The organism is Streptacidiphilus cavernicola, assembly GCF_042510955.1.
GTDB classification, from domain to species: domain Bacteria; phylum Actinomycetota; class Actinomycetes; order Streptomycetales; family Streptomycetaceae; genus Streptacidiphilus; species Streptacidiphilus cavernicola.
Genome location: NZ_JBHFAB010000012.1, coordinates 93,908 through 107,078 on the forward strand (window position 1 = coordinate 93,908; position 13,171 = coordinate 107,078).

Annotated in this window: 13 protein-coding genes and 1 pseudogene; 10 read left to right on the plus strand and 4 right to left on the minus strand. The window is 72.3% G+C overall.

The genetic code is table 11. From position 1 onward, the window contains the following. Positions 1-81: 81 nt before the first annotated feature. Both ACEZDE_RS17585 and pyrE read left to right on the plus strand, forming a co-directional pair. Entirely contained in the window at positions 82-948 is an 867-nt protein-coding gene (locus ACEZDE_RS17585; protein WP_380537332.1) for an aldose epimerase family protein, read from the plus strand. Positions 949-971: 23 nt separating this feature from the next. Then, positions 972-1,508 carry an orotate phosphoribosyltransferase gene (gene pyrE / locus ACEZDE_RS17590; RefSeq protein WP_380537235.1) on the plus strand — a complete coding sequence of 179 codons (537 nt, stop codon included), beginning with the start codon at positions 972-974 and terminating at the stop codon, positions 1,506-1,508. 22 nt (positions 1,509-1,530) lie between these two features. Here the strand turns inward: pyrE and ACEZDE_RS17595 are convergent, their stop codons facing one another. After that, on the minus strand, positions 1,531-2,289 hold the full coding sequence (locus tag ACEZDE_RS17595; protein WP_380537333.1) for a DedA family protein: 759 nt from the start codon (positions 2,287-2,289) through the stop codon (positions 1,531-1,533). A gap of 18 nt (positions 2,290-2,307) precedes the next feature. Next, the gene (locus ACEZDE_RS17600) at positions 2,308-3,414 is read right to left on the minus strand and encodes a hypothetical protein (protein ID WP_380537236.1); all 1,107 of its coding nucleotides are present in this window, start codon (positions 3,412-3,414) and stop codon (positions 2,308-2,310) included. Between the two features lie 273 nt (positions 3,415-3,687). Here ACEZDE_RS17600 and fbaA point away from each other — a divergent pair, with 273 nt between their 5' ends. Further along, positions 3,688-4,710, plus strand: a complete 1,023-nt coding sequence (fbaA, locus tag ACEZDE_RS17605; RefSeq protein WP_380537237.1) for a class II fructose-bisphosphate aldolase — start codon at positions 3,688-3,690, stop codon at positions 4,708-4,710. A gap of 121 nt (positions 4,711-4,831) precedes the next feature. Here fbaA and ACEZDE_RS17610 read toward each other — a convergent pair whose 3' ends face one another. Then, positions 4,832-5,251 (minus strand): DUF3151 domain-containing protein, encoded by a 420-nt coding sequence (locus ACEZDE_RS17610; RefSeq protein ID WP_380537238.1) that lies wholly within the window; start codon positions 5,249-5,251, stop codon positions 4,832-4,834. A gap of 89 nt (positions 5,252-5,340) precedes the next feature. Between ACEZDE_RS17610 and ACEZDE_RS17615 the strand changes: the two genes are divergently transcribed. The 3 genes and pseudogenes from ACEZDE_RS17615 (at position 5,341) to ACEZDE_RS17625 (ending at position 7,538) form a co-directional block, all read left to right on the plus strand. After that, complete coding sequence (locus ACEZDE_RS17615) at positions 5,341-6,498, plus strand: hypothetical protein (protein ID WP_380537239.1); 1,158 nt, start codon at positions 5,341-5,343, stop codon at positions 6,496-6,498. A 32-nt stretch (positions 6,499-6,530) separates the two neighbouring features. Continuing rightward, positions 6,531-7,010, plus strand: a pseudogene (locus ACEZDE_RS17620) (DoxX family membrane protein); the annotation flags it as partial. 270 nt (positions 7,011-7,280) lie between these two features. Further along, positions 7,281-7,538 carry a QcrA and Rieske domain-containing protein gene (locus ACEZDE_RS17625; protein ID WP_380537334.1) on the plus strand — a complete coding sequence of 86 codons (258 nt, stop codon included), beginning with the start codon at positions 7,281-7,283 and terminating at the stop codon, positions 7,536-7,538. 49 nt (positions 7,539-7,587) lie between these two features. On the opposite strand, the gene ACEZDE_RS17630 is transcribed toward ACEZDE_RS17625, so the two are convergent. After that, positions 7,588-8,472 (minus strand): hypothetical protein, encoded by an 885-nt coding sequence (locus ACEZDE_RS17630; protein ID WP_380537240.1) that lies wholly within the window; start codon positions 8,470-8,472, stop codon positions 7,588-7,590. Between the two features lie 366 nt (positions 8,473-8,838). On the opposite strand from ACEZDE_RS17630, the gene ACEZDE_RS17635 reads away from it, so the two are divergent. The 4 genes from ACEZDE_RS17635 (at position 8,839) to ACEZDE_RS17650 (ending at position 13,135) form a co-directional block, all read left to right on the plus strand. Continuing rightward, positions 8,839-10,125 (plus strand): adenylosuccinate synthase, encoded by a 1,287-nt coding sequence (locus tag ACEZDE_RS17635; protein ID WP_380537241.1) that lies wholly within the window; start codon positions 8,839-8,841, stop codon positions 10,123-10,125. A 459-nt stretch (positions 10,126-10,584) separates the two neighbouring features. After that, positions 10,585-11,181, plus strand: coding sequence for a GNAT family N-acetyltransferase (locus tag ACEZDE_RS17640; protein ID WP_380537242.1), 597 nt, complete (start codon positions 10,585-10,587; stop codon positions 11,179-11,181). A gap of 9 nt (positions 11,182-11,190) precedes the next feature. Then, positions 11,191-11,646 carry a GNAT family N-acetyltransferase gene (locus ACEZDE_RS17645; protein WP_380537243.1) on the plus strand — a complete coding sequence of 152 codons (456 nt, stop codon included), beginning with the start codon at positions 11,191-11,193 and terminating at the stop codon, positions 11,644-11,646. Positions 11,647-11,779: 133 nt separating this feature from the next. Beyond that, a complete protein-coding gene (locus tag ACEZDE_RS17650; protein WP_380537244.1) occupies positions 11,780-13,135 on the plus strand; it encodes an aspartate aminotransferase family protein in 1,356 nt (451 codons plus the stop codon). Positions 13,136-13,171 lie beyond the last annotated feature (36 nt).

Here is a 13,171-nt window from a genome sequence, read left to right on the forward strand (position 1 = left end):
CCTTCCGCCCCGCTACCCACCACCCCGGCCGCTGCATCCCAGCCCGAGCCCCAGCCCGAGCCTCAGCCCGGGTCGCGGCCCCTGCCACAGAGCGGCACCGCGCCGGTCCGACTCGCCGCCGGGGAGGTCGAGCTGACCGTCCTCCCCGGCGAAGGCTGCCGCCTCGGCAGCCTTCGGGTCGGCGGCACCGAGCTGCTGCGGACCGCGGAGACGGTGACGGCGAAGGGCGTGGCCGCGCGGGAGGAGGGCGTGTTCGGGTACGGCTCCTTCCCGATGGTGCCGTGGGCGGGCCGGGTCGACCACGGCCGCTGGAACAACGGCCAGGTGGCGCATCGGCTCCCGGTCGACATGCCGCCGCACGCCATCCACGGCACCGGCGTCCGCACCGCATGGCGCGCAGCCACGCCGGTCACGGACGACGGCACGACCGTCAGCGCGGCGTTCTACTACGACCTGGCCGACCCCTGGCCGTACCGGGGCCGGGTCACCCAGTTGTTCGAGCTGACGGCCGAGTCGCTGCGGACCACCCTCTCGGTGGAGACCGCCGCCGACTCCTTCCCGGCGCAGCTCGGCTGGCACCCCTGGTTCCGCAAGCAGCTCACCGACGGCGGTGCCGAGGCCCGACTGGACTTCGCCCCGGCCTGGCAGGAGGAGCGCGGCGCGGACCACCTCCCCACCGGCCGCCGCATCGACGCCGTCCCCGGCCCGCGTGACGACTGCTTCGGCCTGCCGGACGGCGTCGCCGCGACCGTGGTCTGGGAGGGCGAGCTGAGCCTGGAGATCACCGCCGACTGCGACTGGCTGGTGGTCTTCGACGAGCCGGACGACGCCCTCTGCGTCGAGCCGCAGACCGGCCCCCCGAACGGCATCAACACCGCCCCCCGTCTGGTCACCATGGTCGACCCGCTGGAAGCCCGGACCACCTGGACCTGGCGGGTCGCGCACTGACGCGAGCCCTAAGCTGGGGCCTCATGAGCAACCACCGCGACGCGCTTCTCGACCAGATCAAATCCAAGGCCGTGGTCCACGGCAAGGTGACCCTGTCCTCGGGCCTGGAGTCCGACTACTACATCGACCTCCGCCGGATCACCCTGGACGGGCAGGCCGCGCCGCTCGTCGGCCAGGTCATGCTGGACCTCACCGCCGACCTGGAGTTCGACGCCGTCGGCGGGCTCACCCTGGGCGCGGACCCGGTCGCCACCTCGATGCTGCACGCCTCCGCGGCGCGCGGGCAGCGGCTGGACGCGTTCGTGGTCCGCAAGGCGCAGAAGGCGCACGGGATGCAGCGCCGGATCGAGGGCACCGAGGTCAAGGGCCGCCGGGTGCTGGTGGTCGAGGACACGTCCACCACCGGCGGCTCGCCGCTCACCGCGGTCGAGGCGGTACGGGAGGCCGGCGGCGAGGTGGTCGCGGTCGCGGTCATCGTCGAGCGCGGTGCCGCCCCGACGGTCGAGGCCCAGGGCCTGCCGTACCTCGCCGCCTACCAACTGACCGACCTCGGCCTCTGAGCCTGCGGGGGCCGGCCCGGCGTCAGCGCTTGCGGTGCCGTCCGCCGCCGCCCCCTGCGGAGCCCGCCGCCCCCGCCGGTTCGGCCGGGGGCAGCAGGGCGGAGCCCTCCGCCGCCTGCTCGGGCAGCGCCCCCGCTGCCTTCCTGCGGCGTTCCCGCAGCACCTCGACCACGATCGGCGCGACCGACAGCAGCACGATCACCGCCATCGCCGGGATCAGGTAGGTGTCGATGACCGGGGCCAGCGACGCGCCGAACTGGTAGCCGATCAGCAGCATGGCCTCGGTCCAGATCACCCCGCCGATCACGTTCCAGAGCAGGAACGTCCGCGCGGGCATCTCCAGCATCCCGGCGACCGGGTTGAGGAAGGTCCGGACGACCGGGATGAAACGGGCCATCAGCACGGCCTTGGCCGGGCCGAACTTCACGAAGTAGGCCTCGGCCTTCTCCACGTGCTCGCGCCGGAACAGCCGTGAGTTCGGCTTGTTGAAAAGCCTCGGCCCGGTTCTGGCGCCGATCAGGTGACCCAGTTGCGCCCCCGCGATCGCGCACAGCGGGGCTCCCACCAGCAGCACCCCGATCGGCATCTGCGCGCCCAGCACCTGGTAGCCCGCGCTGGACGCGGCCACCCCGCCGAGGATCAGCAGCGAGTCGCCGGGGAAGAAGAAGCCGACGAGCAGCCCGGTCTCGGCGAAGATGATCGCGAGCAGCCCGACCGTGCCGACCTGGGAGATCAGGGCTTTGGCGTTGAGGAGGTCGGAGACGCCCAACGCGAGGGTCATGGTGGTCACCCGCGCAGACTAACGCCTCTGCCCGTGGTCTCCCGGTGCGGCCGGGGTAACCGCGGGGGCCCGCAGGGTGAAGGGCAGGGAGGTGGACGCCAGCGTGGCGTCCCCGCTCTGCACCGAGAACCCGGCCTCCGCGTGGGTCACCGCGGGCGGCGCGGTCGCGGCGACGGCCAGCCTGAGCTGGACCGTCTCGGTGGCGCCGGGCGCCAGCCGGGTCCCCGCGACCGGGCGCGGCACCGCGCTCATGCCCGGGTCGCAGGGGCTGGCAGTCAGCGGGAGCCGGATCCAGCCGGTCCCGGCCAGGTACTGCTGCAGCACCAGGTCGTCCGGTGCGAGCACCTGGTTGCCGCCCATCCCGTAGGCGTAGAACAGCGTGGCGACGGACGGGTAGGCGCGGTCGGTGGTGTTGTGCACGGTCATGGTGACCTTCTGCGCGGCGCCGCCGCGGACCAGGACGGCGTGGGCGGGCCAGCCGGTGACCCGGGTCTGCGGGCGGGTGACCGTCGAGCGCAGCACCGGCGCGCGGTACACGTGGTGGTGCGCGTCGGTGTAGGAAGCGGTGACGGCGAGGCTGCCGGGCCGGTCCAGGTCCTGCAGCCGCAGCGCGACGGTGCGCGCGAAGGGCTTCGCCACGGCGGCGGTGGTGCTCAGCGGGAAGCTGAAGCCGCCCTTGGTCGGGAAGTCGCCCGCGCCGCCGCTGACCGCCAGGTCCACCCACTTGTGCGCGGTCGGCACCCAGTGCTGGACCTCCACCGAGTCGGTGCTGAACCCCTTGCTGACGAGGTCGAGCCGGACCGTCCCGGTGCCCGCGGGCACCCGCAGGGTGATCGCGGCGGCTGACCACAGCCCGATCGGCAGCTGGGTCGGCTGCCGGTAGGAGACGGTCTGCGCGGCGGTTCCGGCGGCCTTCGCGTCCGCGCCGGAAGGCCCGCGCTCGGCGGGCGCGGTCGCCCGGTCCGCGGCGAGCGCGCCGCAGGCGTCCTGCGGGGCACTCGCCGCGGCGGCGTTCGGCGCCTGCACCGCCGCCGCGCCCCCGGCGCCCGCGCCGACCAGCGCCGCGGCGACCGCGAGCACCACGGCCAGCCGTCCCGTCCGCGCCGCCAGCCGTCCCGCACGCACCGCCAGGCCTCCCCGTCCCTTCCCTGCCGTCACGCGTGCTGCCGTGCGTCCTGTGCGTCCCGCCATCACGCGCCACCGGTTTCGTCGGATCTCAACACTGATGCCCTGATGATCCTTTTTAATCCATTCAGACCCGCCAACGGCGCAGGAAGCGATGCGTGTCCCCCGCGGGGGTGAAGCCCGGGGCCGGGGATGGGACAATGACGCAGGTGCCCGACTCCTGGTCGGGGTCGCAGTATCCGAAGACGCATCACCGACAGGAGCGGATCACCCGTGGCTATCGCAACTCCCGAGGTCTACGCCGAGATGCTGGACCGGGCGAAGGCAGGAAAATTCGCCTACCCGGCCATCAATGTCACCTCGACCCAGACCCTGCACGCCGCCCTGCGCGGCTTCGCCGAGGCCGAGAGCGACGGCATCATCCAGATCTCCACCGGTGGTGCGGAGTTCCTGGGCGGCCAGTACAAGAAGGACATGGTCACCGGCGCGGTCGCGCTGGCCGAGTTCGCCCACATCGTCGCCGACAAGTACCCCACCACGGTCGCGCTGCACACCGACCACTGCCCCAAGGACAAGCTGGACGGCTACGTCCGCCCGCTGCTGGCGATCTCCGCCGAGCGGGTGGCCCGCGGCGAGAACCCGCTGTTCCAGTCGCACATGTGGGACGGCTCGGCCGAGAACCTCAACGACAACCTGACGATCGCACAGGAGCTGCTGGCCCAGGCCGCCGCCGCGAAGATCATCCTTGAGGTCGAGATCACCCCGACCGGCGGTGAGGAGGACGGCGTCTCGCACGAGATCAACGACAACCTCTACACCACCGTCAACGACGCGGTCCGCACCGCCGAGGCGCTCGGCCTGGGCGAGAAGGGCCGCTACCTGCTGGCCGCCTCCTTCGGCAACGTCCACGGCGTCTACAAGCCGGGCAACGTCGTGCTGAAGCCGGAACTGCTGCGCGAGCTGCAGGACGCGATCGGCAAGCAGTACGGCAGGACCGACCCGTTCGACTTCGTCTTCCACGGCGGCTCGGGCTCCTCGGCCGAGGAGATCGCCACCGCGCTGGAGAACGGCGTTGTGAAGATGAACCTGGACACCGACACCCAGTACGCCTTCACCCGTCCGATCGTGGACCACGTGTTCCGCAACTACGACGGTGTGCTGAAGGTCGACGGCGAGGTCGGCACCAAGAGCACCTACGACCCGCGCACCTGGGGCAAGCTCGCCGAGGCCGGGATGGCCGCCCGCGTGGTCGAGGCCACGCAGAGCCTGCGCTCGGCCGGCACCCGGCTGAAGTAGCCGCCCGGCGATCGGCCCCGGCGGACGGATCGGCACCGACCGATCTGCACCGACGGAATCACACCGCATACGAAGGGGCCCGGCGCACACGGTGCGCCGGGCCCCTTCGCGTGTCGCGCGGCTACTGCCGCAGCTCGGCGTAGCCTTCGGGAGTGCTGTCCTTGAGGAAGCTCCAGCAGCGCTCGGCCTCCTCGGTCTCGTCGATCGCGTCCGCGGCGCGGGCCAGCGCGGCCAGGCAGCGGAGGAACCCGCGGTTGGCGCGGTGGTCCCAGGGGACCGGGCCGTGGCCCTTCCAGCCGGCACGGCGCAGCGAGTCGAGCCCGCGGTGGTAGCCGGTGCGGGCGTAGGCGTAGGACTCGACCACGTGTCCCGCGGCGAACGCGTCGTCCGCGAGCATGGCCCAGGCCAGCGAGAACGTCGGGAACTCGGCCGCGACCTGGACCGGCGAGGCGGACTCCTCCGCGAGCATGCGGTACGGCTGCTCGTCCTCGGTGAGCAGCGTCGGTTCGGGGCCGCCGAGAAGGTTCTTGTGGATGCTCATACCTTGCAGTCTGCCATCAGGAACCGTCGGACCAGGACCGTGCGTGTACCGGATACAGGTGTAGGCAATCCATCCGCAGGGGGCCCCGGATGTACCGGCCGCTGGTCTTTCTCGTCGCCTTCTTTCTCTACGTGGCAGGTGTGTGGGCGGTCGCGACCACGCCCTGGACGGCTGCCACAGCGGGCACGCTGACGACCGCGGGCGGCGCGGGGGCGCCGCCCGGCACCGCCGCGACCGCACAGCCCACCGCGACGCCCGCCTCTACCGCGACGCCCGCCCCGTCGCCGAGCGGCATCCCGTCGCCGAGCGGCACCCCGGCCGTCTGGACCCTGAGCACGCTGCGCAACTACCTGGTCGCCGAGACGGACCGGACCGACCCGCACACCGCCCTGGTCGACCTGGAGCGGATCACGCGGAAGGACCCCTACGTCGACGGCTTCTGCCACCCGGTCGCGCACGAGATCGGCCACGCCGCCCTGGCCAAGTACCACGGCGACTTCGCCAAGGCGGTCTCCTACCGCGACGACGTCTGCGGCTCCGGCTACCTGCACGGGGTGGTGGAGCAGAAGCTGTCGGAGTCGCCGAACCCGGCCTCGGCCGTCACCACGCTCTGCGCCCCGCGGCAGACGGCGTCCTGCATCCACGGCATCGGGCACGGCGCGATGTTCGTGGCGAACCTCGACGTCACCGGCGCGGAGCGGCTGTGTGACCGCTTTCCGCAGACCAGCGAGGTGGTGGCTTGCTCGGAGGGGGTGTTCATGCAGCTGTTCGAGCCGGACGAGACCGATCCCCGGGCGATGGCGAAGCTCCCCGCGGACAAGCTCGCCGCCGACCCGCTCTACCCCTGCCCCGACCAGCCGGCCGTGTTCCAGAGCGGCTGCTACTACTACGCGCCCTCCTACTTCCTGCAGCGGCACGACTACACCGCCCATCCCGAGGCCTACGTCCAGGCCCTGGCCTGGTGCCTCCGGGCACCGGACCAGGGCGGCCGGGCGTCCTGCACCAAGGGCGCGGGGTCGCGGCTGATGAAGTACAACATCGAGCGCCCGGTGTGGGCGGCGGCGCAGTGCGAGAAGGCGTCACCGGGTCAGCGGTACACCTGCATGGCCGGGATGGTCAGCTACTGGGACGTCAACTACGCCGACGACTCGGCGGGTTCGAAGCTCTGCTCACAACTGGGCGGCGAGGCCCGGAGCAACTGCCGCAGCGCCGCGGCGGACGCGGGCGACAGTACCTCAGCGGACTGACGAAGCGTCACCGCACTCCGTTCACACCTTCCCTGTCTCCCCGTCATGAGAGGCGAGCCGCCTTGGACAGCACCTCCGTCGCCCGCCACGCCCTGCTGCCGCTGCGGCTGTTCCTGGGCGTCACCTTCGTCTACGCCGGTCTCGACAAGCTGGCCGACCCGCACTACCTGGGCGGCCTCGCCGACCCCGGGTCGTTCGCGTCCCAGGCGCACGCGGTCGCCGGGCACAGCCCGATCGGCCCGCTGCTCGACCTCGCCGTCCGCACTCCGACGCCGACCGGCCTGGTGATGGCCTTCGGCGAGCTGGCGATCGGCCTCGGCACGCTGCTCGGCCTGTGGGGCAGGATCGCCGCGGTCGGCGGGGCCCTGGTCAACCTGTCGCTGTTCCTCAGCGTCAGCTGGGGCGTGCACCCGTACTACCTGGGCAATGACCTGGTCTACCTGATGGCCTGGCTGCCGCTGGTGCTGGCCGGGACGCCGGCGCTCTCGCTGGACGGGCTGCTGGCCCGCCGAGCGGTGGCGGCCGGGGACCGGGGACGGCGGCAGATCCTGATCGACAGCGGCATCGCCGCGCTGGCGGTGGCCGGCGCCGGGCTGATCACCGGCGCGGCCGTGGCCCGCAGCCGTCCCCGAGCGACCCCGACCGCGGCGGCGCCCTCCGGCTCGGACGTCGTCCCCGGCTCCGACGCGGTGACCGGGGCTGCTCCCTCCGCCACCGCGGCCGGGCCTTCCACCCCGGCCGGGCCCTCGGTCCCGGTCGGGTCGGTCCCGGTCGGCGGCGGGGTGCGCACCGTCGCGGCGGGCAGCGGCGATCCGGTCTACGTGGTCCAGCCCGAGGCCGGGACGTATGCGGCGTTCTCCGGCGTCTGCACCCACTCCGGCTGCACCGTCGACCCGCCCAAGGACGGGAAGTTCGTCTGCCCCTGCCACGGCTCCTGTTTTGACGCCTCGTCAGGGGCGGTGCTCCGCGGCCCGGCCACCCAGGCGCTGGCCCGGATCGGCATCACCCGCGACGGAGACCGGCTGCATCTGGCCGGGTAGAGCCGATGGGGCCGGGCGGGGGCCGGGTGGCCGGGCCGCCGGACAGGTCTTACGCGGCCGGGGGCACGGTCAGCTGCCAGGCGGCCGGCACGACCGTCCAGGTGCGCTGGTGCACCGGGCCGCCGGGGGTGTCGTCGGCCTCGTAGCTGAAGTCGGCGCCCAGCCCGCCGGTGACGGTGATCTGCCGGGCCCGCGCCCGCAGCAGCCCCCCGGACGCGGACGGCGCGCTGACCAGCACCTCCATCAGCCCACCCGGTCCGATTCCACCCGGACTGACGCCGTCCGGGCCGACGCCACCGCCGGAGCCGATGCCGCCGCCACCCGGGCCGATGCCGCCGCCGGAGCCGACGCCGCCACCCGGGCTGCCCCCGCGGGTCCCCGCGTTCCACGCGGCGACCAGCATGATCGGCTGGTCCAGGTCGGCCAGCAGCCGTCCGTCCGCCTCGACCCGGAGGGCCTGGCCGTGGACGTTGCGGGCCGGGTACAGCTGTGCGGCGACGGCCCGTGCCGCCCGGCCGAGCTGGCTGCCCCAGCCCGCGCAGAGCGAGGGCAGGGCGGCGCCCCGCCCGGCCCCAGCTTTGTTCGCCCTGAGCGAAATTCCTGCGGCCTCGCCGTCCCGTGCCCGCGGCACCCCGGGACGCTCCGCCGCGGCGGCTCCGTCCGCTTCCGCGGACGTCCCGCGTCCGGGCTCCGCCGCTGCTCCGGGGCCGTGTCCCGGTCCGGGCCTGCCGGGGATCCGGAGCCCGCCGAGGACCACCCCGCCGTTCTCGTCCACGAGCAGTCCCTGCGGCCTCGCGCTGCCTCGGACGACGGCCCTGGCCGCGTCCACCGGACGTCCCGCCGCCCCCAGTGACCTGGCCAGGATCACTTTTTCGCGCATTCCGACCGGGATGATCCCGACCGGTCCCGCCCCCAGTTCCGAGTGCTCGTGCAACAGCTGCACCACCTGATGCAGAGCGCGGTCATCACCGATCACAACGAGTCGCTTTCCACCCCTTCGTGAAAGCGTTCGTTCAAGATCGGCAAGGCTCCCCGGCACCGCCAGCGTCACCTCGAACGTGGCCCCGAGCACGTCCCTGGCCACCCGTACGGACTCCCCGTCCAGGGCCAGGGCGGCGGGGGACACCACCACCAGCAGAGCGTCTTCCGCCGAATGTGCAGCCGACACCGCGCTCCTTCCTCGGGTAATCTCTCGGTGTAAGAGCCCCTTGCGCTGTTGCGCCAGGGGCTTGGTCTATCCGGGGCCAGAACGGCGGCCTTCCGCCGTCTGTTGTGCCCCGCCCGAAAGGGGTGTACGCCTGTGCCCGCACTCGTGCTGGTCGGCGCTCAGTGGGGCGACGAGGGCAAGGGGAAGGCCACCGACCTCCTCGGTGGCTCGGTCGACTACGTAGTCCGCTTCCAGGGTGGCAACAACGCCGGTCACACGGTGGTCGTAGGCGATCAGAAGTACGCACTGCACCTGCTTCCCTCGGGCATCCTCAGCCCGACGTGCACACCGGTGATCGGCAACGGCGTGGTCATCGACCCCGGCGTGCTGTTCTCCGAGCTGGTGGGTCTGCAGGACCGCGGTGTGGACACCTCCAAGCTGCTCATCTCCGGAAACGCGCACCTGATCACGCCCTACCACCGGACCCTGGACAAGGTCTCCGAGCGGTTCCTGGGCAAGCGCAAGATCGGCACCACCGGACGCGGCATCGGCCCGGCCTACGCCGACAAGATCAACCGCGTCGGCATCCGGGTCCAGGACCTCTTCGACGAGAGCATCCTGCTGCAGAAGGTCGAAGCGGCCCTGCACGACAAGAACCAGATCCTGGTCAAGCTCTACAACCGCCGCGCGGTCCCGGTGGACCTCGTGGTCGAGGAGTACCTCGGCTACGCGGAGAAGCTGCGCCCGTTCGTCGCGGACACCGTCCTGGTCCTGAACAAGGCCCTGGAGGAGGACAAGGTCGTGCTGATGGAGGGCGGCCAGGGCACCCTGCTGGACGTGGACCACGGCACGTACCCCTTCGTCACCTCGTCCAACCCGACCGCCGGCGGCGCCTGCACCGGCTCCGGCATCGGCCCGACGAAGATCGACCGGGTCATCGGCATCCTCAAGGCCTACACCACCCGCGTCGGCTCGGGCCCGTTCCCGACCGAGCTGCTGGACGAGGACGGCGACGCGCTGCGCCGGATCGGCGGCGAGCGCGGTGTGACCACCGGCCGTGACCGCCGCTGCGGCTGGTTCGACGCCCCGATCGCCCGCTACGCGACCCGGGTCAACGGCCTGACCGACTTCTTCCTCACCAAGCTGGACGTGCTCACCGGCTGGGAGCAGATCCCGGTCTGCGTCGCGTACGAGATCGACGGCAAGCGGGTGGAGGACCTGCCCTACTCGCAGACCGACTTCCACCACGCGACGCCGATCTACGAGAACCTGCCGGGCTGGTCCGAGGACATCACCAAGGCGCAGACCTTCGAGGACCTGCCGAAGAACGCCCGCGCGTACGTCAAGGCGCTGGAGGAGATGTCCGGCACGCCGATCTCCGCGATCGGCGTCGGCCCCGGCCGGACCGAGACCATCCAGATCCGCTCCTTCCTGTCGTAGCCCCGCCGCGACACCCCGCAGAGCTTTGCGGGACGACGGCCCCACCGCGCACCCCCTGGCAGTGGGGCCGTCGGCGTATCCGCGCAACGTCGGACGGGTCGGCCTTCGCCGTCCGGCGGCTATCGCACCGTCTCGCGCCTCCGGCGCACAGCAGCCGACTACGGGGGAGCGGAGCGGGGGCAGGGCGCCGTCGCCTACCCCCGGCATTTCCCCGCCCCGCATCTCCCCGCCTCGGGCCCTACCTCCCCTCCACCCTTGCCATTGCCCGGGGACGGACCCCAGCCACGACCCCGCTCCCCTGTAGTTGGCTGCTTTGCGCCGGAGGCGCGAGACGGCGTGGAGGCCGCTCAACGGCGAAGGCCGACCCGCCTTACGTCACGTCTGCGCCCTCACCCGTCCACTTTTGCACTAATGCAGAAATTAATTGCGCTTAGTTCAAAGCTTCCCTAGAGTCGAGTCATGCCCGCCAAGACCCCCGCTCCCACCGTCCTCCGTGGCCGTCACATCCGCCTGGAGCCGCTCACGCCGCTGCACGTCCCCGACCTCTTCGCCGCAGGCGGCGGAGACGACGAGGTGTGGCGCTGGCTGTCCGTCGCCACCCCGCGTACCGAGGCCGACCTGCGCGCCATCGCCGACGGCATCCTCGCCGCCGCGCCCGACCAGCTCGCGTTCGCCGTCATCGACCTCGCCTCGGGAAAGGCCGTCGGGTGGACCACGTTCCTGGACATCGCCCCGGTCGACGAGCGCCTGGAGATCGGCTGGACCTGGTACGGCCGCGCCGTCTGGCGCACCGCGGTGAACACCGAGGCGAAGCTGCTGCTGCTCACCCACGCCTTCGAGGACCTCGGTATGGGCCGGGTGCAGTGGAAGACCGACCACCTGAACATCCGCTCTCAGCAGGCCATCGCCCGCCTCGGCGCGCAGCGCGAGGGCGTGCTGCGCCGCCACCGGCTGCGCCCGGACGGCTCCTGGCGGGACAGCGTCTACTTCTCCCTGCTGGCGGACGAGTGGCCGGAGGCCAAGGCTCGTCTCACCGACCGTCTCGCGAAGGGCTGACCTCCCGTCATGTCGGATCTGATCATCGACCCGGTCCGGACCGCGGACCGCCCGCGCTGGCGTGAGCTGTTCGCGGGCTACGCCGCCTTCTACCGGGTGGAACTCGCGGAGGCCGACTACGACCGGGTGTGGTCCTGGATCCAGGATCCGGCGCGCGGGACCCGGTGCCTGGTGGTTCGGGACGTGCCGGACGGGCCGCCGTTCGGGCTGGCCCACTACCGGGCGTACGACTCGCCGCTGCGGGGGACCGCCGGGTTCCTGGACGACCTCTTCGTCGACCCGGGCCGCCGGGGCAGCGGCGCGGCGGACGCGCTGCTGGCCGCGTTGGCGCGGATCGCCGCCGAGGAGGGCTGGGGCACGGTCCGCTGGAACACCGCGGAGAACAACTACCGCGCCCGCGGTGTCTACGACCGCCACGCCGAGCGGACCGTCTTCCTCACCTACAGCATGCCGAGCGCGACCTGACAGCGTGCCGAGGCCCTGACCCGCAGCACGCCGAGCACGTCGGTCGAGTCGATTGACAGCCTGTAGCCCTCCCCCCGGATCGGCGAACAGGCTGTCGCTGCCGGGCAAAGCCCCTGCTCCGTAGGCTGCGGCCATGAGCATCTCTGTCGACTCCGCAGCGGGGCTGGCCGTCAAGGCCGCCGACCGTGCCCACGTCTTCCACTCGTGGTCCGCGCAGGCCCTGATCGACCCCCTCGCCGTCGCCGGCGCGGAGGGCTCGTACTTCTGGGACTACGAGGGCAACCGTTTCCTCGACTTCTCGTCCCAGCTGGTGAACACCAACATCGGCCACCAGCACCCCAAGGTCGTCGCCGCGATCCAGGAGCAGGCGGCCAAGCTGTGCACCTTCGCCCCGGCCTTCGCCGTGGACGTGCGCAGCGAGGCGGCCCGGCTGATCGCCGAGCGCACCCCCGGTGACCTGGACAAGATCTTCTTCACCAACGGCGGCGCCGAGGCCAACGAGAACGCCATCCGGATGGCCCGGCTGCACACGGGTCGACAGAAGGTCATGTCGACCTACCGCTCGTACCACGGCGCCACCGCCAACGCGATCGCGCTGACCGGCGACCCGCGCCGCTGGGCCAACGAGACCGGCGTGTCCGGCATCGTGCACTTCTGGGGCCCGTACGCGTACCGCTCCAGCTTCCACGCCGAGAACGAGGCGCAGGAGTGCGAGCGGGCGCTGGCGCACCTGGAGGCGACCATCGCCTTCGAGGGCCCGCAGACCGTCGCCGCGATCATCCTGGAGACCGTCGTCGGCACGGCCGGCATCCTGGTCCCGCCGGCCGGCTACCTGGCCGGGGTCCGTGAGATCTGCGACCGGCACGGCATCGTCTTCATCCTGGACGAGGTGATGGCGGGCTTCGGCCGGACCGGCGAGTGGTTCGCCGCCGACCACTGGGACGTCGTCCCGGACCTGCTGACCTTCGCCAAGGGCGTCAACTCCGGCTATGTCCCGCTCGGCGGCGTCGCCATCAGCGGCGCGATCGCCGAGACCTTCGCCCAGCGCCCCTTCCCCGGCGGCCTCACCTACTCCGGGCACCCGCTGGCCTGCGCCTCCGCGGTGGCGACGGTCAACGCCATGGCCGAGGAGGGCATCGTCGAGAACGCCAAGCGGCTCGGCGAGGACGTGATCGGCCCCGGCCTGCGCGAGCTGGCGGAGCGTCACCCGGTCATCGGCGAGGTCCGCGGCCTGGGTGTGTTCTGGGCGCTGGAGCTGGTCAAGGACCGCGCCACCCGCGAGGCGCTGACCCCGTACAACGCGGCGGGCGCGGCTGCCGCGCCGATGGGCGAGCTGGCCGCGGCCTGCAAGCAGCGCGGGCTGTGGCCGTTCGTCAACATGAACCGGCTGCACGTGGTGCCGCCGTGCAACAGCAGTGAGGCGGAGGTCAAGGAGGGTCTGGCGATCCTCGACGAGGTGCTCACCCTCGCCGACGCGCACACCGTCTGAACCACCCACGGAACCACCCACTGATCAACCGTCTGA